Raw genomic sequence first — 22,077 nt, 5'->3', positions numbered from 1 at the left:
CAAGAGCAACTAAATATACACCAGCAGCCTTTTGTTCAGAGACAATAGAAAAAGCCCACATTATACCAACGCAGTTATGACGACTACACTTGCTTCTGCTGTTAAACCAAGAGCCGAAGATAGTTTTGCCATTAGCTTTGCACCACTATCTCTTGAAGAAATCTATGCGAAGTCTGACGATCCAGCCAACGGTGCTGTAGTTATGATGAGTGGCGTGGTTCGCAATCAAACTGATGGTAAACCTGTAATTGCTCTAGAGTATCAAGCTTACGAACCTATGGCATTGCAGATATTTTATCAAATTGCTGCTGATATTCGCTTATCTATGTCTGATGTGAATCGGGTAGTGATTCATCATCGCACCGGACGTTTGCAAGTTGGAGAAATTAGCGTTTTAGTAGCAGTGGGTTGTCCTCATCGGAGTGAGGCGTTTGAAGCTTGCCAGTATGCTATTGATACTCTCAAACACAATGCTCCTATTTGGAAGAAAGAACATTGGGAAGATGGTTCTAGCAGCTGGGTGAGTATTGGTGCTTGTGAAACATTGGGAGAAAATTGTTAAGATTTATGAGCTATTGTCTTTAAACAATTGCAATCTCTTGAACAGGCAGTTATTCATCCAGCAATTAGCAAACGATGATTTGTGCTGCGCTAGTTGCTGGATGACAGTTCTTAAACCAAAATCTAAACCAATTAATAATCTCTAATTATCAAACGCCTGCTTAACAGAAATACTTAATTTTTATTAAAAATATCTCGATTTGCAAAACAACAATTTTTGTTGCATTTGTTTACCTAAACTGCATGACTCTATTGAGGTTTGTAAATATTTTGTATTCTTGCAAGGAATATTACTTTAGACTGAATTTTAACTGAAAAATATGAGGATAAACACAAATGCATTCGTTAAATATATTTTGTCACGAATTTGTAGTTGCTGTTTCCTTTGTAGCTTGCATTATTGGACTGGTGTTATTATGGGACAGTAAGCAGCAAAAAAATGATGTGGAAGAAACAGAGCGGATTCTGTTTAGAATGAGCTTTACTTACTGGCTAGTTTATTGTGTAGCCTTTGGCATAGAGAAAATAGTTTTACCAGACTGGGAATTTGTAGTCATGAGTTTGAGAATAACTACAGCTCTGTCATATTTCTTAACTTTTTCTTGTATTGTTAGTCTGCCACTACACAAATTTGCAGTACATCGTGTTGAGGAATAGTCATCAGCCATGATTAAGATTTCATTGCGATCGCTAATGCCGTTTCCAGTTCCATCTGCGGCAAAGGTGTTAAAATAAACACCTCTTGTACCGTCTTCCCCTGCCGTGCAATTACTTTATAGCCGCCGCGAATCGGTACTGAGACACGCAGTTGCATTTTTGGACAATGACCTCTTGCCCGCCCAATCACCCCGGGCGTCACGGTTTGGATGCCATCGTGCCGACAAAGACGTTCTAAAATTGGGATGAGACCAGAAAGGTGTGTTGAGTGATTCCAAACCAGTCTAGCAGCTTTTTGCGAAGCCGCTCGGAGGGGATCTACGGTGGGTTTGCCCATGATGTATTAAGCTGCTTCTAGAGGTGCCATTGTCAAACCTGCTCGGCGCAGCTGCTGGTGATAAAGTTCCGCAGGTTCTTGGGGACCAACCCAGACGATCGCTTGACCTTCATAGTGTACCTGATTAGTCAAATCCCAGGCGCGATCGCCAGTCATCCCCGGAATATATTTCATCAAACATTCAGCCACATATGGGAATGTATTAAAATCATCATTTAATACAATCACTTTGTAATTCGGATACGGCTTGCTGGTAACTTGACTAGACCGTTCGGGAGCTATAGTGGGTGCTGTGGCCATCCCGTAAATATCGGCTGAAAGTGTCGTAACCATAGAACAATTGGTCAAGATAATTTTACAAATATTAAATAACTAGTTTAGTCTATTGTCTGGACAGTAGGGAGTGGGGAGATGAGGGAGAAATAACCAATGCCCCATGCCCCATGCAATGCCCTATTTCCAATTATCCCAGTTTTCGTTAAAAATAGATGTATCTGGGAAAGCGGTAGGATTACCATTTTGTTGCAAAAGCCGTTTGAGTGCTTCTAGTTGTAGCTCTTGTTTGGGTAAGTCATCGATTAGTTGATAGGGTGCGATCGCATTTTTGATAGCAAAACTAGCAACTGTTCCCGCAGCAGCGCCAGATGACCATTCAAAGGAATGTACCCGATAGGCAGCAGCAGCAATATGACTAGTAGCAATACTTTTACCTCCTACCAGCAAATTGTCAATTTTCTGAGGAATCATCGCCCTCAGAGCAATTTGGAAGGGATAAGCTTGACCAGCACCAAGCCTTTCGCCTGGATGTTCTGTGTTACCAGGGGCTTCTGGGGGACTATTCACCATGCAAGGATGGAAATCTATAGCGTAGTGACCAATACCCACAGCGTCGGGAAAGATGGTAGAACGAGTCCGTCGCATTGCCTTGTCTGGTGAAATTTTACCGTCAATTACTGATACTGCTTCCAAACCTGCAAGGGCTGCTCGTAGCCTACGATACATATCTGCTGGCAGAGTCTTGGAGTAATACTCATCATTATAATTTCGGCGAGAAATATCAATTTCCCCAATACTAAAGCCTCCGGGTTGTCCCCAACTGGGGCGGCCAATAATCCGCCGTCCTTCACGCATATAAGGATATTTCGATAAGCCATGCACTGTCCCCATCGGCGAATTTAGCCCTGACAACAAGCGATTATTGGCTTGCTGCTGCTTTATACCCTCGCCCAGTTGGGAATCTGTAATCCCAGCTACCAACCAGTAATAGAAAGATAGGGCATTTTCCTCAGCTTTGCGGAGGGTTTCTGTCCGCAGTCCCCCCATCCAGCCCCCTGGTTTTAACTGCCCAGTAGCTTGTAACTGTTGGCGACTGTAAATTAGGTTATCGTTAGCTGTTCCGGGGCGGTAGTCGTTACCCCAAGTCCAGTTTTGCATTGAGATGTCCCCTGGTGTTGGAGCAGTAAAATTTACACCCCCGAATTTTGCCGGTTTGCCTTTGTTTGGACTCCAAATGCGACGATAGGTAAAAACCAAATCAAAGTTAGCCAGTCGCGTTAATTCATAGCTGAAATATGGCGCGTATTCTATATAAAATGGGGGCATCGTCTGCGGTTGTGCTTCCTTGGTTGCCTCCATTGCAAAGGTATAGGTAAAACCTTGAGGGCAATAAGGGTCGTTGTTGGTGCTGGAAGCAGAAGGTTCTAGATAGGAACGGGCATCAATGCCTAATCGGTAGGGAACATCAGCAAGGGCGATAATTTCTCCAGTTTCGCTGGTGTCTACGACGTACCATTTAGGAGCATCCCCTTTCGTTGCCTTGGGGATAAAACGGAGAATAGTTTTAGTAAACCGAGATGAGTTTTCGTAGCTATAGGCATCTTCAATACTTTGAGATAAAGTAAAAGTATTAAGAGGTGGTGCGCCTTTTGGTGGTTGATGTTGGATTGCGATCGCACTATTAATTATTTTGCCATCAGCAGCGATTTCCAAATCTTTAATTACTGTGTTAGGAAACCATTGCAACTTCCCTTTGCCCTGGTTTTCGGCATCTTTGAGCATCTGAGTCAAAATGGTGTGAGCATCGCGGGGAAGAAAGCAAGATTCACTTACCCAACAGTCACCGGGATTAAGTTTACCGTATTTGCGCTCAATCCGGTTTCGCAATTCTAGGTAGCCGCGAGAATAGAATTTGAGAGCTCGCTGAGTTGGGCGTTCGTCTAACGCAGATGTCCCTTGAGCAGAAATTTGTCCTCCCAGCCAGTCAGTAATTTCCGTGAGGCAAACCGTTCGTCCTGCTAGCAACCCCTCGTAAGCTGTGGCGACGCCAGATAGTCCACCACCTACAACTAAAATCTCGCAATTAACACTTTTATCTGGGGTTCTTGGTGGTGTGGCGTTCGCCTTTGGCGTTGGCGCAGCCATCACCCAATCAAATGCAACTAAGCTAGATATTAAATTGAGACTAATCACCGATGTCAAGCTATAAGCTACTTTGTATCTGCGCTTCATGGTTAAAAAAATCACTCCAAATCCTGTGTCACCTTGTAAAAGGTAGCATCCGGGAAATGATCATCACAAGTTTATCAGAGTAAATATATTTAAATACAATTTTTATACCTAAATTACTCAGTATGTAAGCTAAATTTACCCTGAAGTTATTAAAGCTGAGTTAAAAGTGCTGATTGCTGAGTACTTTTTTCCTCATCTATGAGAAATATTGATTCAGACTTCTACACCAAGGATGCATAAATGATCTTTTATTAGTTGTTTGCCTAAATGCATTGGATATGGTGAATGAATATTACCCATAGACCACGCTGGTGAGATTCGTAAGTAGTGTGGCACTCGGCAAAGTGATTTTAGGCTTTCTTCTGTTTTTTGGAAATCTGAACGAATGAAGAAGGGAAGCATTTCTAACATCTGCTGGTGCTTGAATGCAATATTTACACCGGATTCCTCATCTTGAGAATCGAGCATATAGAGTTCGCGTGCTGTTGAGGTATCTTGGGCTTTTTGTGTTTTCGGTAATCTTCCAATAGAGAAGTAATGGAACAACTCAGGTACAGAGGTATCATAAAAACCACTTAAGTTAATTAAATCTCGTGCTGGAGAATTATCATTCCAAGCTTGTCGATTGGTGATGTATTGAGTTGTCTCATCGCCAGTGCGGAAGCGAATTATTTCAAGCAAGTTTCTAAGTTTGTTATGGTCACGACGATATACACAAGTATGACCTGGAACGTGTTGGAAGTCTAAGACGTCACGCTTTGCAAGGAGATTTTCATTTTTTAGTTGGAACCAAGCTTGACCTCCATTTTCCTCACCACGCTCGTTACGCCATACATCCGCTTCAATTAAGACAAGAGTAGGCTGTTCGCCCACTTGCGTTAGTACATCCGCCGCAAATTTTGCAAGGTTTATTCCCTTTAACTGAACTGTTTTAAGATAATTGCGATCGCGTCGTGCTTGCGAGAAAATTTGCCCTATTTCAATCCCCGCCTGTGCGTAAGGAATCCAATTGTTACTATTAGGAAATAACACATCAACTGCACCCGTTGCCCGTAGACGAACAGCCAAGGCATAGTGAATATTATGTTGACCTTGAGTGGTTTTTCGGCGACAAAGCGCAATTACATCTAGGTTTTTGGCGATTTCTTTGGCTATTCCTGCTCGTTCGTAGACTTCTGAAGGTATTCCATAAAGCGCCCCAATCTGGCGTAGCGTCACATCCAGTACAGTATTTAGAATACGTCCTTCTGTCTTCTTGCTATAAGATGGCGATGTGTCTGTGTTTTCATCTTCTTTGTCAGATGATTTTGGTTTAACAGTTTGCACCATTTGAGAACCAATATTTTCTAGCACACAAGCTTCACGAACTGCTCTATAAATACTTTGTTTAGGATGAACTTCCTTCTTTTTGCTTTGTCCAATCTCAATAATTGCAAAGCAGTAAGGTTTAGTAGTAGGGTCAATTGAAGCAATAACCTTCTGCTTCAAAAAGTCCCGGAATGTATCGAGTTTCATTTGATGCTGCTTGCGGATCTGTTTATCAAACTCCTGACCATCTTTAGGTGCATATCCTGCTGTGTCGAGGGGCTTCAAAAGATTTGGATCATCAATCCACACAGGTGATACTTTGATATGCTCTGGAAAATCTTCTCCTTCATTAAGCAGGAAAGCATCACGCAACTTTTGGATAGTTACATCATAGGTATCTCGTTCGCGCCACAGAAGATAAAAATGTATAGGTTTTCCTTCCAACGCTCGTTCAATAGCATCAGTAATTATCGTTTGTTTTTCTTTACGACGTTTATCTACCCGTTGCTTAATTTGTTCTTGACTCAGCTTTTCTTTTTGTTGTTTTGTGAATGTTAGAGGCTTAGAGATATCTTCGTAATCGCGCATTGCCAAGGGTGTTTTTTGACCAGATGGAGCAGGAATATCACACTGCATTGGATCATCTGGTATCAAAACACCATTTAGAAGATTTAATACTTGAGCAACGATATCGCCGCGTTCCTGCAAACTAAATCCTGGCTTAATGCTGTGTCCTCTTTTATGCTTTTCGTGTTCATACTTATATCCTTCAGTATGAACTAAATAATATTCATCTTTATTCCAGTCGGAATTATTCTCTAAATTTCCGTATGTAGCAGGATTACCAAGAATGTTTTCGGTTCTTTCTAGTGCACGCGCTTTGAATGCAGCTAGTAGATTGGGTAATTGTAATTTCCACGGCTTACTATCTTCTCTTGCACTGTTATCAATGGTAAGGCGTATCAGCGTTGAATCTACTTCATAACCAGATAAACGTTCCTCGTTCATCCCTATCAGTACAGAAATATCACGACCATAATTAGTTTCGATTAATGGTTCATGAGCATATCTTTGACAACTTAAATCCAAAAAAATCCACGGTTTAAGCTTACCGTTTTGATTAAATCGTCCAGTTTGAGTCTGAACGCGAAAATCTAAGCGATAGACAAAATAACCTTCCCTTTCTTTGCCATAGTCATCTGTGTACAGTGCCACAAATGGTTGACTGACTATGAATAGCCCAGTGCGGCCTGAGCCATTCCCTTGTACCTTTCGCCAATGGATTTCTTGCTCTCTCTTACCGGAGCGAATGACACAGATTTTTCCATGTAGCAATGTTGCCAAGAAACTAGGAATTGCTTGGAATCCAAGTCCTTTTTCGGCGTTTATATCTTGAATAAGGTTTTCTGGGGTGATAGGTTGCCAATTCCAATTAGTAGGAATTATTGCCATGTTTTCACGGAAGCGATCGCAAACACTATTTACCTGATCTGCTTTACCCTTACCATAAAATTCCTTTGTCCACTCCTGCGCCCAAATAATCACTAACTCATGTATTTGTTCAGGTGTTGGAACTCGCAACGCATTTTCGGCTGTTCCTACAGCCAAAGCTCGATAATCGCCTGTATTAAAGTATTCAAAACCATGCGTCAATGTTGATGCAGAGGCAAGCAATCCATTGTTGAACTGTCGATATGGTATCCAAACTTTTTTATTACGATTAGACGATAAAACTTCTTCCATACTATTACGAAATTTATCAACAATTTCTGTGAATGGAAATGAAAGTAGTTCAATTTTTAAACCTGCGAGTGCATCTGTTGTAAGATTCATTCTGGCAGGTAAGAGAAGAGGAGGTCGCACGTCTTTTTTAGGCATTATGAATTTATTAATACAACAAAGTTACCAATGCAGGTCTTCGATTTGTTCCAGTGCATCGGCAAGGGGCTTGTAAAGTGTATTTCCCACTGTGTTTCTCTCGCTGGCGTAGTCGCAGATTCGTAAAATCATGGCAACAAGAAGACTTGTCTGTTCTGTATCCAGTTCAGAGAGTTCTGGATCAGCTTTCCTCGCAGCACTCTTGGGTGCCCAAGCTGCATCGACAAAATAACCACGAAATGGAACACCTCCACGCAAGAGACGACCAACGGCTTGAATAACTAACCCAACAGTAGTTGCAGCAAGGTCGAATCGGGGAAAAGCGAGTAATTCCTCATTATCACGTAGGGTTTTATAGTAGGAACGTTGCTCAACTGATCGCCAATAACGTGCCGCTAGTTGGCGCACCTTTTCAGCGCGTTGTACAATTCCGTCTCCTTGCTGCCATGCTATAAAGTCTGCTTTATCCGCCCAGTCTAAAGCGCGACGGTTCATTTCTTGAGCGATCGCTTGTGTATCATGTGGATGTGGATATGGTCGAGTCAAAAAGTAAACAGCACCAAACGCGGCTTTACCGTTGGCATTCAAAATATTAAAATTACGCCCGACCGCATTCATAGGAGCAACAAGAATCTTTCCGTTAGTTTGCCCAAAAGTTTCAATATCTGCACGGTTAAGCGTACCCTTATCAGGTGATTTGACAAGTTTTCCTGGCTCATCATCCCAGTCAACATCTATATTGTCAGGGACTAGGTGATAAACTGAGTCCTGCATACTTGAGGAGCAATTGCAAATTTCCTTTGCTGCCCAACGAGCTTGATCGTATGAGTTGACAAGTAACAAAAGACGATCGCGATCGCTCCAGTGGTTATCTAAATCATTCTCGCCAAGACGCTTTAATTCCCTAAGTTCTTGCTCTAAATGCCCTGTACCGTTAGTACCAACGAGCGATCGCGCTATTTCCTGAAACAAGCCCATTTTCTGCCGTTCGGGACTACCAGAAATGCGGAGGGGTTTGTTCTTTTGGTCAAATTGGGGAAGAAATTTGAAATTACTTTGAGCTATCGCATCTCTCGCTCCCTGTTCTGGCATTAAAACACCTTGCGGCTTGCCAACGTGAAAACAGGCGAATCTCAAAAGTAGAACTTTCCAGAAATAGTCTGCAAATTAGAACCACTTAAATTCGTTAATAACTGGCAAAAAGTAACATAACTAACCAAATATAGTTCAAATGTATTATTCTATATAGTTTAAATGTACTATTATTTAATCTGCCTTCAATCTAAGCCATCTTTATATAAGTACCGAGTTATGACTGATTCTCTGCCAAGATCCTGGTTTGCTCCCAAGATAATCTATGAACAAATCCAATACTACTTCCCAATGTGTCAATCAAAAATTCGTATTGCATCTGGCTATTTTACTATAAACGGTTGGGATCTTATTCGAGATGTTGTAAAAGGAAAATATGTTGATCTGTTGGTTGGAATTAACGAACGAACTAAAAGACAAGACGAAGGATACGCACAGCGTCTTTTGATCCAAGAAATCACGAAAGATTTAGCAACAGCATCATCAGCAGGTAATCGCCGTCAAGCTGTAGCAGATTTGGTTGAGAAAATTCGGAGAGGTGAATTTCGGCTCGTGGATGCACGTGCTATGAAGCATCATGCAAAACTTTACTTGGTTGACTGCAAGGTTGCCATCGTAACTTCAGCAAATTTAACTAAACATGGGTTGATAGAACAGGTTGAAGATGGAGATCGACTTACTCAGAAACAAGAAGTTATAAAACTTGTCAATAAATTTGATGGATATTTTGCCGAAGCAGTAGATTTAACTCAGAGACTACTTAAAGCTCTCGAAGATTGGTTAAAACTTGCTTCTCCCTGGGATATTTACCTCAAAACCTTGCTTGCTTTTGAGGATCTAGAAATTGATAACAAGTATACTCCGCCAACGAATTATCAAAGAGCAATGATTGCTGAAGCTTTACAGAAAATAAGCGATCACAGCGGAGTTATGTTGGTTGCCTCAACAGGGCTTGGAAAGACTGTTGTTGCTACTCATATCGCCTTGAAACTTTTTAGAGCAGATGAAATTCTACATGTACTGATTATTGGGCCAAAATTAGTAAAAAGGCAATGGCAGTCTGAATTTCTTGATGCGGGTGTCCCTCAGACTTATATTGGCTGTCAAGCTTTAGATAAAGAAGATCCAAGCTATGATCGTAATCTTGATCAGTTTATCGAAATCGAAGAAAAAATAAATAAGCAATGGCTGATTATTATTGATGAATGCCATCTATTCAGAAATTGCCATGATAGTGCAGAAGGCCCTAGAAGGCGCTCATTCCAAAGATTGATTTCCCGAATTAAAAAAAGTGGCTGTAAAGTCTTACTTCTCACTGGCTCACCTTACTCTAAAGATATTAGGAATCTCAATCACCAACTTCTGCTTCTACCTCACACTGCGGAAATTGAAACTTTGTCGGATAAACAAAATAATAAAAATTTCAATTGGCATACAGATAGTATAAAAGGATTTATTAACTTGCCTGTTGTATCTCAATTAACTACACCTTATGTTGCACAACAGTATGGACAGAAGCTAGAGACTGGTATATTAATTGAGTTTGGACAGCAAAAGCGATATATTCCGCTTGTCAAGTTATATCGAGTTAATTTCCATTTATTCATGGAAAGTGAAATTTCTCAAGTTTTTATCGATGGTTGCTTTACTGTTAAAGATCCTCCAGAATCACGCAAGTTTATAGAAACGCAAGCAGAAGTTGCGTGGTTCAGTTCACCGTGGGCACTTCGTGAAATTATCAAAAAAGTTATTAACACTCCAGGCAAGCCAAACTTATCATATGAATTTGAGTTTAAAATGTCTCAATTTCAGCGCCGTGAAATACTACAGCCGCTTCTAAGTCGATTAGATAAAATGCAGTTTACTGAGGATTATAAGCTTGCATCTCTATGTAACATCCTTCAAGAAATTCACTCTAGTAATAAAAAAGTTATCATTTTTTGTGAGCGTCGTGCGACAGTGGCTTATCTAGTGAAAGCCATTAATATCTTATTTGACCATCTGCGAGTATTTGGCACAATTAAGTACACAATTAAGCAACAAAAAGGTCAATACGTACCTATGAGCGATCGAGATATTTTTCAGGCAATTAAAAAGTTTGCTCCAGTTGCAAACCGAGCCGAAGCAAAGTACGAAGAGACTTACGAAGTTTTTATTTCAACTGATGCTCATGGTGTTGGTATTAACCTACAAGATGCACCTGTAGTTATCAATTACGATCTAGCTTGGACAGCAATTGAGCCTACACAAAGAGCAGGGCGTGTTCTAAGACCCTGGATTGAACCGCGTACTGTGGAGCTTTACACTTTTGTTCCACCGCTAGAAGGTGATGCTTTACGAGATTTAGGTATTGCAAAACGTTACAGTAACCTGACAAATCGCCACAGTCAATCTCAAGAAATTATGGAGCTTCCTGTTCTATCTATAAATGAGAAAGAAGAAGTTAATTTTTTCAATAATACATCCAAAGTCACAATTCAATCGGGTCTACTTGACTTAGAGGCTTTAGTCGAGGACAATGTATCACCATTTTATCACCATGCATCTAAGCTATATAATAACCGCGACTACGCTCGTAATATTCGTGACGATATTATTAGTGCAAAAATTTATTCGGGTCTAACAATTTTGATTTACGTTTTATTTAAATACAAGGATGAATACAAATGGACTTTTTACAATCCTAAGTCAAAAAGCTTGCAGAATAAATCGCGTAATCAATTACTTGATTTACTTCAATGTCAGGAAAATACTGAGCTTGCCCTCGTCAATGCTGATGAAATTGAAGAACTTAGCTATGCCTGTATAAAAGAGTGGTGTAAACAAAATGATGCTGATTTAGATGATGTTGTCAGAGAATGTGCAATGTATCTTAAGCCAGCACGTAAGTCTAATAATTATGATGATTTTGAAAGTTTAGCTAGATACTAGTCCATTATATCTACTGGCTAGAAGTGCCACCTGCGGAGTTGTTTAGAACCTCACAAGAGGATCAACTGGATACACCTGAAAAGATCGCTATTCAATTACGAGCTGATAAAAACCTTGATCCGGCGATCGCCAATGCTTTAGCATCTTTAGTTAAAGCAGCGTATCGCGATCTGTCTAAAAATGATGGCGAATTGAAGCAAGATCCCTAAAGATATGTCATTAATCCAAAGACTATCGCCGGAATTTAGACAACGCTGTGAAGCGATCGCGACTGAACAACGAAGCTTGCTTGGAGTGCGATCGTTTGAGCCATTACCGGCAGACACTCTAGCAGCCAAACTAGGAGCAACACTTTTTACACCCGATCAGCTTCCAAATTTAGAGCCAGAGCAAGTAGCAGTATTACTTGCTAGCGATGGGTGGTCAGGAGCAATTATAAGCGATCGCCCGCTCTGGATTGTATACAACCCTCGTCATGCACCTGCACGGCATGAATCAAATCTGATGCATGAAATAGCTCATTTGTTGCTGAATCATAAGCCTGTTGGCTTTGATCCTGTAACCGGACTACCAAAACGCAAACAAAACAACGAAGATGAAGCAACTTATTTGGGGGGATGCCTTCAAATTCCTAAACGTGGTTTACTATGGGCGACACAACGAAAGATGCTATTACCTCAAATCGCAGCACAATTTGGTGCTAGTGAAGCAATGGTGAAGTTTCGCAGCAATGTAACTGAGGTGTCTGTCAAATGCTAATGTTTTACAATATCTGCTCTGCCAACAAACAGAATTCATTAATGAGTAACTAATAATCTTTAGCTGAAACTGTGGTGATTTCCTCTCTTTTTCTAAAATTAAAAACTGCTCTTGCTAAAAGTAGACAAGAGCAGTTTTTAATAGCAAAGCCAAAATAAGAATTTAGGCATCTTCAAGTTCAAATTGAGCCACCGTAACGGCGTTAAAAGCGAAAGCCAAAACTAATGGCATCGGAGACTGGAAGCCAAAGGTAAAAATAACAGCTAGGATTGTGCAAATTACTGCGGACATCGACCACAATCGTTCTTCAAAAGTCAATCCCTTTTCGGCTTTAATTAATCTCAGAACATGACCTGGAATTGGTTCCGGCATTACCCCACCCGGAGGGAAAGCCCAGAAGTTATTACGTCGCTCGACAAATAAATCTGTCCAACCATTTTCTTGGCACCATGCCTCAATCCATTGAAGTGAGTAATGATTCATCATCGGGTTTCGGAGTTGAGTTTGTGTAAGGTGTGTACTGGGTGAATATAAACTCTTAGAGATTCCTCAAGAACTAACTAATCGCTATAAAATTAACGCTAATTATCCAACTTTTAAGCTTTGTTAAGCACTTGAGACGCATATAATTACGCTCAAACCTTGCTTTCATTAATTAAAAGATTAACAGGTGATCGGGGCTGTTTACTTTGAAATACAATAAACTTTACTTAAAAAATTGAAAGTCAAGAATTGTAAACAATTCAGTAAGTATTACTGCTCGATAAAACTCTTTATATCCGAAAATTTAAATCTAAAAATGAAGAATTGTGAACAAATCAACAAGCGTAGGCGTAATCCATGTAGAGATTGCTTCATCCGGCTAAACCATTTCTTTAGAGTTAGGAATTTCAAGTTTTACCTTTATCAACAGCAATAGGTTTTGCTAAAGCTTTTGGAATTTAGCCTTTACCCCAAAACCAATAGCCAGACTATGAGGAAGTAGTTTACGCTTACCCGAAAAGTATTGCCCCAGACTGCGTGTAGTTGCGTAAGTCCTATTTATATACCTCTCTGAGGATAAATAGAATTAAAGTGAAGCTAGGAGTAAAATATATGAGCAAATAAAAACTTACTGGACTCAGAGCAAATATATGTTCAATATACTTTGGGGTATTGTTGTTGTACTGATTGCTTTTTGGGGATTAGGACTGGCACTTCATATTGCTGGAAATTTAATTCATGCAGTGTTGCTTTTAGCCATTGGACTTGCTATCTATAATTTTTTCAAAGGGCGTGATGTCTGAAATATAGTGATTCCCGACGTGGTGAGGTACATTTTCAAAGTTACTAACCCTTGGTAAAAAAGATTTGAGTGTACCTCAGTTGCTTAAAAAACGCTATATATTGATTGAGTGCGATCGCTCCTATATTGTCGCTCTCTAACTAAACGTCTGCAAGTCTCAATTAAGATAAACCAGTCTTGCTAATATTCAAATGCGGTAAGCTTAAATGCAGTGACTAGACACCAAATTGGCTCTCAATATGTTTTGGCGACAAGGGTTGGCATTCCTTCTAGGAATTATTATCTGGTGCGTGGCTGCTCCCGCACTGGCAGTAGACTGGACTCATCCACTGTCATTTAGTAATGCAGAGTTGTCAAGACGTGATTTTTCTGGTGAAAGTTTGCAAGCTGCGGAGTTTTCTAACGCCAATATGGAACTGGCTAACTTTGCAAACGCTGACTTGCGGGGAGCAGTCATGAGCGCTTCGGTGATGACAAAAGCAAATCTCCACGGAGCGGATTTAACGAATGCAATGGTTGATCAGGTAAACTTGACTAAGGCAGATTTGAGCGATGCAGTTTTCAAAGAAGCTCTTTTGCTCCGCGCTATATTTAATGATGTGAATATAGACGGGGCAGATTTTACAGATGCAATTTTGGATAGGGTGCAAATCAAAGAACTGTGTCTAAAAGCCAGTGGTGTGAATTCCAAAACAGGCGTGCAAACTCGTGATTCTCTAGGATGTCAATGAAGCGTGTTGGTGTAATTGGTGGCGGACAACTTGCCTGGATGATGGCGGATGCAGCACAGAAGCTAGGATTAGAATTGGTAATACAAACTCCTAGTGAAAATGATCCTGCGGTATCAATTGCCCAGGAAATCGTTTTCGCGTCGGTAGATGACGCCAGTGCGACAGAAATATTAGCTAAAAAATGCGATGTCATCACCTTTGAAAACGAATTTGTTAACCTCGATGCTTTATCTGTTTTAGCACAGCAAGGTGTTTGTTTCCGTCCACGATTAGAAGCCTTAGCTCCTCTTTTAGATAAATATCACCAACGCTCCTATTTAAGCGACTTGGGCTTACCAGTTCCTCAATTTTTCGCCCTTGACCAGACGGAAAATCTCAAATCAAAAATAGAATATCTAGGTTTTCCATTAGTCCTGAAATCCCGACGGCACGGTTATGATGGTCAGGGTACTTTCATAATTACCGATTTTGCTACTTTAGAGCAAAAGCTAAGTTATGAAACCACAACAAAAACTTTAAATCAATCACTTTTCTTGTTAGAAGAATTTGTCCCTTTTGAAAGAGAACTAGCAATAATTGCAGCGCGTTCTGTAGAGGGAGAAATTGTAACTTACCCAGTAGTAGAAACCCAACAAGAACAACAAGTGTGTCGGCGGGTGATTGCGCCAGCCGAGATTACGCCTAATCAAGTAGCAGAAATACAAGCGATCGCACATACTCTATTAAATAGCCTAGAAGTAGTCGGAATTTTGGGAATTGAGCTATTTCTCAGTACTGATGGCAAAGTCCTGGTAAATGAAATTGCCCCCCGTACTCACAATTCTGGGCATTTTTCCCTTGACGCCTGTGAAACCTCTCAGTTTGAGCAACACCTGAGAGCCGTTTGTGGTTTACCTTTGGGAAATGTGGCTTTGCAGTATGCTGGCGCTGTGATGGTCAACCTCCTGGGGTATGAAAATTCTCACAGCGACTACCAAAGCCAGCGTCAACAAATAGCAGAGATTCCCCAGGCGCACGTTCACTGGTATGGGAAGACAGAATCACGTCTTGGGCGAAAGTTAGGACATGTCACCGTTTTGCTAGATAATCAAAATAGAAAATCGGCAAGTGCGATCGCTTACACAATAGAATCTATCTGGTATCCCAGGTAAATTGCTCACAAACCGGAGCATCGGAACTTTTGCAAATATTGGTGTAATATGATGTCCGCGCAATTAAGCATAATACCCGGAACCCCATCCCGCAAAAGCTGCGCTTTAGCTCCCCTCCGCGCCGGCGGGGTGGGGTTCTTTATGGGTAATTTGGCGGACATGATGTAATTATGGGAAGATAGTCAAGCTGCGTAGTATCGCACTTTTTACAGTTATAAAATTAATGTTTCAAGCCTTGCTTGCACTTCTTCAATTAAATCTTGTGTAACTTTTTCAACAAATGTTACTTTTCTAGCTTTCCAATCTAATGTTTTAATCTGGTCAGCTAACACAACTCCCTGTGTTTTCATTCCTTGAACAAGAGGAACTTCAAAACGGAGTCCCTTGGTTTTGCTAGTAATTGGACACGCTAAAACTAAGGAAGCGATTCGATTGTATTTAATTGGAGACATTACAAGAACAGGGCGGTAGCCAATCTGCTCACGCCCAAGTTGTTCTAGTTCATTATTTAATGTTCTAGCAATGTCATCAAATGATATTCCTGACCCTCTGAGGATAAATGCACGCTGAATCGAATCCCCCGTAAATTGTTGTGTGGCTCCGAATTCTAATTTGACAATATCTCCCCGGTCAGGAAAGTATGAATTAACTACCAATCTTCATTCCCCACAGCGTTTCCAGTTTCAAACTCCGAATGGAAATTATTAGGAGTCATACCTTCAAGTAACTCATCAAGCGTATATTTTTTTCTTTTTCGCGGTGTAATTACAATACTGTCGCCTGAGACAGTAAAAGTTATATCAGTTCCTTCTGTTACATGAACTTGTTCAGCTACTGCTCTTGGAATCCGAATAGCTAAACTGTTTCCCCATTTAGCAACAACTGCTGTCATAGCTATCTCCAAATGTTTTGTTAGAGATACACACGCTTAACTCTGAGAAGGCAGAACTAACGCTCTTACTAATTTTTGTCGGATGTATATACTTTGAATATACATATTTAATTAGCGGGTGTCAACATCCCGTTTGTAAGTCACTTCCAAACGGGGTAGAAGGGAAAAGTGAGATGCTTCCTGAGAAACTTTCGATATTGGACACACAACATCTTTTTGAAAGCTATAATGAGGGAGTTGCACTACGACGTTGGTGACTGCCATCAAGTTTTTTGATCTATGCCTTTAAAGACAAGGGAGCCAAACAGTTCTCGTGGCAGTAAACCGGGCATGTACCCGGAAACTTTAAACGAGAAATTTAGTTCCCACCTGGTTAAACCAGGTCATAAACTTAGGTAAAACGGCGTTGCGGTGAACTTAAAATTATTAGCTCCCAAAGTCAGTTAGAAATCGGGAGCTTTGATTATTTAAATCAGAAGTAGGTGTGTTATGCAATAGGCTAACGCACCTTGAATTGTGCGTAACACACTCTAGATTAAAAGTTAGGAATAGCTGCTGATAAAAACAAAATCTGTATAACTTGATTCTAAATTAGGTATCGTTCAGAGTTAAAATAACAAAATTATCTAAAATTGTGGTTAAAACTACAAAAAATTGTTACAACAACTAACTAATACCGTGTTTCCAGCCTCGGTCTTCCGACTAGAGAGTGGTTTAACGTTTATTCATCAAGAAATTCCCACTACCCCTGTAGTTGTGGCGGATGTTTGGGTACGTGCTGGAGCAAGTCTAGAGCCAGAACCGTGGTTTGGCATGGCGCACTTTTTAGAACACATGATTTTTAAAGGTACGGCGACGCTACCCCCTGGAATGTTCGATTACAAAGTTGAAAACCGAGGTGGCGTGACTAATGCGGCGACAAGCTATGATTATGCTCATTATTCCCTGACCACAGCTGCCCCTGATTTAAAAGATACTCTGCCCTACTTGGGAGAACTACTGCTGAATGCGGCAATTCCAGAAGATGAATTTAGCTGCGAACGGGACGTGGTGCTAGAGGAAATTCGCTCTTGTCATGATGATTCCGACTGGATAGGATTCCAAACTCTGATTCAAAGCATCTACCAGCGTCACCCTTACGGACGTTCGGTGCTAGGTACTGAGCAAGAACTGATGCAGCAATCGCCAGAAGCAATGCGTTGTTTTCACCGTACTCACTATCAGGCGGAAAACATGACGGTGGTAATTGCCGGGGGTATAGGCCAGCAACCAGCTTGGGAAATGGTAAATCATTCATTTGCTGATTTTGCCGAACGCTCGAATTGTCCGCAGTTTGAGAAAGTAGCCAAGCCAGTAATAACAGGAATTCAGCGTCAAGAACTGCGTTTACCACGCATCGAGCAAGCGCGATTATTGATGGCGTGGCTTGTACCAGGGGTAGAGGAAATCCGCACTAGCTATGGTTTAGATATGTTGTCGGTGTTATTGGCAGAAGGGCGGACTTCGCGTTTAGTGCGCGATTTGCGAGAAGATTTGCAATTGGTACAGGGAATTTGCAGTAGTTTTTCTCTACAACGGGAATCAAGTTTATTTACAATTACTGCGTGGTTGGAACCAGAAAATTTGGAGAAAGTTGAGTCCTTAATTTGCGCTCATTTGGATGATTTGCAGACTAGAGGAATTAGTGAACAGGAACTTGCCCGTACACGCAGGCTGCTGTGTAATGAGTATGCGTTTTCTACGGAAACGCCAAATCAGCTAACGGGGCTTTATGGATACTACAATACGATCGCCCAAGCTGAATTAGCTGTGACATATCCCCAGCAGATTCAGTCTTTTGATCCCCAAGAACTGCAAAAATTAGCTAAACAGTATCTCTCGCCGCAAAATTATGCGGTTACTGTACTTAAACCGTGTTAGTTATTGGGCATTAGGCATGGGGCATTAGTTTTTGATAAATGACAAAGGACAAAGGACAAATGACAACCTTGCTGCAAAAATCGCCTATCCATCGCACCGTATTGAACAATGGCATTGTCGTGTTGGTGGCAGAAAATCCGGCTGCGGACATTATTGCAGCGCGAATCTTTATGCGTGCCGGTAGTTGTCACGAAAACCGGGAGCAAGCAGGGTTGGCACATTTGCTATCAGCAGTGATGACAAAGGGATGCGATGGACTTTCTAGTTTGGAAATTGCCGAAATTGTTGAGTCTGTAGGAGCGAGTTTGAGTACAGATGCCAGTACTGATTATTTTTTGCTATCTCTGAAAACGGTAACATCCGATTTTGCGGAAATTTTAACATTGGCAGGGCGGATTTTGCGATCGCCGACTTTTCCCGAAGCGGAAGTGGAACTAGAACGGCGTTTAGCACTCCAAGATATTCGTTCCCAAAAAGAGCAACCGTTCAATGTCGCCTTTGAACAAATGCGGCAGGTAATGTACCAAAATCATCCCTATTCTATGTCAGTGCTGGGAGATGAAACCACGATGAGCCGCTTAACTCGTGCGGATTTAGTGGAATATCACCAAACTTATTTTCGTCCAGATAATCTAGTAATTAGTATTGCTGGTAGAGTCACAGCCACAGATGCAGTGGCGTTGGTAGAAGAAGTTTTTGGTGATTGGCAAGGTACAGCCCAAGCACTGCCAATACTAAATTTACCTGAAATTAGGGTGGAACCGCAGGTAAGGTTGAAGCCAGTCCAGACACAACAATCAATTGTGATGCTCGGTTATTTGGGAACATCGGTAAGTTCTGTTGACTACGCCCCACTCAAGTTGCTATGTACCTACTTGGGAAATGGGCTTTCTAGTCGGTTGTTTGTGGAATTGCGAGAAAAACGAGGTTTAGCTTACGAAGTATCCGCCTTTTACTCCACAAGGCTATTTCCAGCATCATTTGTGGTTTACATGGGTACAGCACCGGAGAATACTAGCATTGCCCTAGAGGGACTGCGTACAGAGGTAGATTTATTGTGTACCACGGAAGTATCCGAAAGCGCCCTGCAAGCTGCTAAAAATAAGATTCTGGGGCAGTACGCCTTGGGTAAACAAACAAACGGGCAAATCGCTCAAATATACGGCTGGTATGAGATTTTGGGCTTAGGAATTGATTTTGATACAAAGTTTCAAGAATTGATTGCGGCGGTGAGTGCCAAAGATGCGATCGCCGCAGCTTGCAAGTATTTAAAATCACCTTATTTATCTTTAGTTGGTCAAGAAGAAGCAATTAATCGAGCGATCGGATAGTCTTGCTCTCTAAGGTGCGATCGTAACTGCAAAGCTGTACTTAGTACAGTTTTGCCTAAAAACGTAGCGTTTTTAATGCAGGGAAATGCGTTGGCATTGCAGAGAAATGCATTGGCATTGTATCGAGAGGCATTGGCATTGCAGAACATTGCATCTCAATGCATTGGCATTGCAGGGTATTGCCAAATTTAATTCGCTACGAATTAATGAAATGCTGTATTTAGTAGCATTGGAGTATACTACTTTAATTTAGAAAATTTAACTTTTGACGCATTGTTTCAAAGTATGTCGTGTCTAGAAACAAATCTTTATCTTATTTTCCATAAATAAATTCTTGGCGTCAGACCTATTGGTTTTTCTCTTTATGAGTGCCTTTTAACTTTTTACTTTTGCCTTGTTCGGTGAATTCAAACCCTTGGATTTTCCCCTTAACCAAAAATATTGCAGTTATACTACTTTCATATTTCATTATCCAGCAAAGGAACACAAGTTTATGAACTCAACCACAACTTATACTTACGATGCTGGTGGCGACTTAATAGCTGAGAAGATAGACAACAACAGTGATGGGACAATAGACTCAGTTATTACCTACCGCTATAACCCGACACACATTATCGGTGACTATAGGACTCATATCTGATTTTTGAACAAGATTTCAGATAAAACCCTGATAAAACAGGCTTTTCAGTCTCAGTATGTTTTCAGAAATCAAATCCGAGTCCTATATAACAGCGAGAGCATAGTTGATTTTGTCTCAACCATTACTTATGATGCCAACGGCAACAAGACATTTTCTAGCAATGACGACAACGGCAATGGTATGCCTGATTATATCCAAACTTATACTTATGATGCCAACGGCAAGTTGACATATTATAGCCGTGACGACAACGGCGACGGCATAGTTGATCATATCGAAACTTATACTTATGATGCCAACGGCAACAAGACATCCTTTACTAGTGACAACAACGGCGACGGCATACCTAATGATATCTACACTTATACTTATGATGCCAAGGGCAACCAGACATCCTATAGCTTTGACGACAACGGCGACGGTATACCTAGTTTTATCTACACTTATACTTATGATGCCAACGGCAACCTCATATCCTCTAGGGAGGACTACGGCGGCAGTATACCTAATCGTATCTACACTTATGCTTATGATGCCAAGGGCAACAAGATATCCTTTACGAGTGACGAAAATGGCGACGGCATAGTTGATGCTATCCAAACTTATACTTATGATGCTAACGGCAACCAGACATCCTTGAGCGAGGACACCAACGGCGACGGCATGGTTGATGCTATCCAAACTTCTACTTATACTTATGATGCCAACGGCAACAAAACATCATTTGCCCGTGATGACAAGGGCGACGGCATAGCTAATTATATCGAAACTTATACTTATAATGCCAAAGGCAACAAGACATCCTTTACCCGTGATGACAACGGCGACGGTATGCCTGATGACATCGAAACTTACACTTATGATGCTAACGGCAACCAGACATCCCTTACCAGTGACAACAACGGCGACGGCATAGTTGATTTTGTCGAAACCACTACTTATGATGCCAACGGCAGGTTTACATCAGATAGCAATTACGACGACGGCAACAGCATACCTTATTATGTCGAAACCTGGACTTATGGACGTGCATCCGCCAGCTATGACCTCAACAATGATGGTGTAATTGATGCGGTTGGCATTTACAGCTACGATTTGAGTGGCAAGTTGACCTCACAGAAGATTGACAATAATCATGATGGCATCTTTGATCAAGTGACTGCTTACAGCTATGATGCTAACAACAGACTAACTGCACAGGTAGCCGACAAAAATAATAATGGCATCGCTGACGAGATTACCACTTACAACTACGATGCCAATGGCAAACTGACTTCAGCAGATATTGACAGCAACACTGATGGCACTACCGATGCCGTTGCTACTTATCTGTATGATACCAATGGTCAGTTAACCAGCAAGACCACCATAGAAGGAAATGTGCGAAAAATTACTTTAAATGGTGGTAACGGTGCAGATAAACTTACTGGTGGGGCTGGTAATGATGAAATTTCTGGCAAAAACGGCAACGATAAACTGTTTGGATTAGCTGGAAATGACAAACTAGCTGGTGGTAACGGTAATGACATCCTTAATGGTGGCGCTGGGCGTGATATCCTAACAGGCGATCATGACGCTGATAAATTTGTGTTCAACAATCTGAGTGATTCGCTGCTGTCTGGCTTTGATAGAATAACTGACTTGAAAATTTGTCAAGATAAAATTGATGGGCTATATGCAGTTAGCGCTGCTAAATTAGTTCACCTTGGCACTGTTGCAAGTCTAAATCTCTCAGATGTACAACAGATATTGACTGCAACTGCTTTTGTGGCTAAAGGTGCGGCAACTTTTACCCTTGGTACAGGCAATCATCAGCAGACTTTTCTGGCACTCAACGATAATACTAATGGATTCTCTGCGCTCACAGATGCCGTAATTGAGATTACCGACTACAAAGGCAACTTGACTAACTTAGCGATTGTTTAACTTGACGTTGCTGACCAAAACTAGGGTGTGGGGCATAGGGAATTAAAGTAGCAGGTAGTTCTCTCACTCAACCAACTCCCCATTCCAATCGCTATAGCCCATGAGGACTTGTGTTGACGAACGCAATTAGACCCCAAGGATATTGGATTATTGCGTAGGCATAGCCC

The 22,077-nt window shown here is 41.2% G+C and carries 20 protein-coding genes and 1 other RNA gene; 13 read left to right on the top strand and 8 right to left on the bottom strand.

The window, feature by feature from the left end; all coding sequences use genetic code 11:
* Positions 1 to 76: 76 nt before the first annotated feature.
* On the top strand, positions 77 to 562 hold the full coding sequence (locus tag V7K15_RS07080) for a molybdenum cofactor biosynthesis protein MoaE (RefSeq protein ID WP_292793087.1): 486 nt from the start codon (positions 77 to 79) through the stop codon (positions 560 to 562).
* A gap of 335 nt (positions 563 to 897) precedes the next feature.
* Entirely contained in the window at positions 898 to 1,218 is a 321-nt protein-coding gene (locus V7K15_RS07075; protein WP_334904263.1) for a hypothetical protein, read from the top strand.
* A 13-nt stretch (positions 1,219 to 1,231) separates the two neighbouring features.
* On the opposite strand, the gene V7K15_RS07070 is transcribed toward V7K15_RS07075, so the two are convergent.
* From V7K15_RS07070 to V7K15_RS07050, 5 genes are all read right to left on the bottom strand, one after another.
* Positions 1,232 to 1,555, bottom strand: a complete 324-nt coding sequence (locus V7K15_RS07070; protein ID WP_334904261.1) for a DUF2103 domain-containing protein — start codon at positions 1,553 to 1,555, stop codon at positions 1,232 to 1,234.
* Positions 1,556 to 1,561: 6 nt separating this feature from the next.
* The gene (gene clpS, locus V7K15_RS07065) at positions 1,562 to 1,888 is read right to left on the bottom strand and encodes an ATP-dependent Clp protease adapter ClpS (protein WP_334904259.1); all 327 of its coding nucleotides are present in this window, start codon (positions 1,886 to 1,888) and stop codon (positions 1,562 to 1,564) included.
* 120 nt (positions 1,889 to 2,008) lie between these two features.
* A complete protein-coding gene (locus V7K15_RS07060) occupies positions 2,009 to 4,063 on the bottom strand; it encodes an FAD-dependent oxidoreductase (RefSeq protein WP_334904257.1) in 2,055 nt (684 codons plus the stop codon).
* A 213-nt stretch (positions 4,064 to 4,276) separates the two neighbouring features.
* Positions 4,277 to 7,249, bottom strand: coding sequence for an RNaseH domain-containing protein (locus V7K15_RS07055; protein ID WP_334904255.1), 2,973 nt, complete (start codon positions 7,247 to 7,249; stop codon positions 4,277 to 4,279).
* A 24-nt stretch (positions 7,250 to 7,273) separates the two neighbouring features.
* Positions 7,274 to 8,386: a hypothetical protein gene (locus V7K15_RS07050; protein WP_334904253.1), complete on the bottom strand. Its 1,113-nt coding sequence runs from the start codon at positions 8,384 to 8,386 to the stop codon at positions 7,274 to 7,276.
* 174 nt (positions 8,387 to 8,560) lie between these two features.
* On the opposite strand from V7K15_RS07050, the gene V7K15_RS07045 reads away from it, so the two are divergent.
* Genes V7K15_RS07045 through V7K15_RS07035 form a run of 3 tightly spaced genes read left to right on the top strand, consistent with a single transcriptional unit; the run spans position 8,561 to position 12,031 of the window.
* Complete coding sequence (locus V7K15_RS07045; protein WP_334904251.1) at positions 8,561 to 11,272, top strand: helicase-related protein; 2,712 nt, start codon at positions 8,561 to 8,563, stop codon at positions 11,270 to 11,272.
* 38 nt (positions 11,273 to 11,310) lie between these two features.
* A complete protein-coding gene (locus V7K15_RS07040) occupies positions 11,311 to 11,481 on the top strand; it encodes a hypothetical protein (RefSeq protein WP_334904248.1) in 171 nt (56 codons plus the stop codon).
* A 4-nt stretch (positions 11,482 to 11,485) separates the two neighbouring features.
* The gene (locus V7K15_RS07035; RefSeq protein WP_334904247.1) at positions 11,486 to 12,031 is read left to right on the top strand and encodes an ImmA/IrrE family metallo-endopeptidase; all 546 of its coding nucleotides are present in this window, start codon (positions 11,486 to 11,488) and stop codon (positions 12,029 to 12,031) included.
* Between the two features lie 162 nt (positions 12,032 to 12,193).
* On the opposite strand, the gene V7K15_RS07030 is transcribed toward V7K15_RS07035, so the two are convergent.
* A complete protein-coding gene (locus V7K15_RS07030) occupies positions 12,194 to 12,517 on the bottom strand; it encodes a hypothetical protein (RefSeq protein ID WP_334904246.1) in 324 nt (107 codons plus the stop codon).
* A gap of 647 nt (positions 12,518 to 13,164) precedes the next feature.
* Between V7K15_RS07030 and V7K15_RS07025 the strand changes: the two genes are divergently transcribed.
* The 3 genes from V7K15_RS07025 to V7K15_RS07015 all read left to right on the top strand — a co-directional run bounded on the left by V7K15_RS07025 (position 13,165) and on the right by V7K15_RS07015 (position 15,198).
* Positions 13,165 to 13,317: a lmo0937 family membrane protein gene (locus V7K15_RS07025; RefSeq protein WP_334791890.1), complete on the top strand. Its 153-nt coding sequence runs from the start codon at positions 13,165 to 13,167 to the stop codon at positions 13,315 to 13,317.
* A 238-nt stretch (positions 13,318 to 13,555) separates the two neighbouring features.
* Positions 13,556 to 14,047, top strand: coding sequence for a pentapeptide repeat-containing protein (locus tag V7K15_RS07020; protein WP_292793061.1), 492 nt, complete (start codon positions 13,556 to 13,558; stop codon positions 14,045 to 14,047).
* Positions 14,044 to 15,198 (top strand): 5-(carboxyamino)imidazole ribonucleotide synthase, encoded by a 1,155-nt coding sequence (locus V7K15_RS07015; RefSeq protein ID WP_334904293.1) that lies wholly within the window; start codon positions 14,044 to 14,046, stop codon positions 15,196 to 15,198. The genes V7K15_RS07020 and V7K15_RS07015 overlap by 4 nt, the downstream gene beginning before the upstream one ends.
* Before the next feature lie 212 nt (positions 15,199 to 15,410).
* On the opposite strand, the gene V7K15_RS07010 is transcribed toward V7K15_RS07015, so the two are convergent.
* Together V7K15_RS07010 and V7K15_RS07005 are read right to left on the bottom strand one after the other, a co-directional pair.
* Positions 15,411 to 15,854, bottom strand: coding sequence for a type II toxin-antitoxin system PemK/MazF family toxin (locus V7K15_RS07010; RefSeq protein WP_334904243.1), 444 nt, complete (start codon positions 15,852 to 15,854; stop codon positions 15,411 to 15,413).
* On the bottom strand, positions 15,848 to 16,090 hold the full coding sequence (locus V7K15_RS07005; RefSeq protein ID WP_334904241.1) for an AbrB/MazE/SpoVT family DNA-binding domain-containing protein: 243 nt from the start codon (positions 16,088 to 16,090) through the stop codon (positions 15,848 to 15,850). Before V7K15_RS07005 ends, V7K15_RS07010 begins: the two co-directional genes overlap by 7 nt.
* A 236-nt stretch (positions 16,091 to 16,326) precedes the next feature.
* On the opposite strand from V7K15_RS07005, the gene ssrS reads away from it, so the two are divergent.
* The 5 genes from ssrS to V7K15_RS06980 all read left to right on the top strand — a co-directional run bounded on the left by ssrS (position 16,327) and on the right by V7K15_RS06980 (position 21,910).
* A non-coding RNA gene (ssrS, locus tag V7K15_RS07000) (6S RNA) lies at positions 16,327 to 16,509 on the top strand.
* A gap of 259 nt (positions 16,510 to 16,768) precedes the next feature.
* Positions 16,769 to 18,010, top strand: a complete 1,242-nt coding sequence (locus V7K15_RS06995; protein ID WP_334904291.1) for a M16 family metallopeptidase — start codon at positions 16,769 to 16,771, stop codon at positions 18,008 to 18,010.
* Positions 18,011 to 18,069: 59 nt separating this feature from the next.
* Entirely contained in the window at positions 18,070 to 19,341 is a 1,272-nt protein-coding gene (locus V7K15_RS06990; RefSeq protein ID WP_334904289.1) for a M16 family metallopeptidase, read from the top strand.
* 493 nt (positions 19,342 to 19,834) lie between these two features.
* Entirely contained in the window at positions 19,835 to 19,984 is a 150-nt protein-coding gene (locus V7K15_RS06985; protein WP_334904239.1) for a hypothetical protein, read from the top strand.
* 3 nt (positions 19,985 to 19,987) lie between these two features.
* Positions 19,988 to 21,910, top strand: a complete 1,923-nt coding sequence (locus V7K15_RS06980) for a bluetail domain-containing putative surface protein (protein ID WP_334904237.1) — start codon at positions 19,988 to 19,990, stop codon at positions 21,908 to 21,910.
* Positions 21,911 to 22,077: the final 167 nt, after the last annotated feature.

This window comes from Nostoc sp. (assembly GCF_036919815.1).
GTDB lineage: Bacteria > Cyanobacteriota > Cyanobacteriia > Cyanobacteriales > Nostocaceae > Nostoc.
This window is presented reverse-complemented; position numbering and strand designations above follow the sequence as displayed.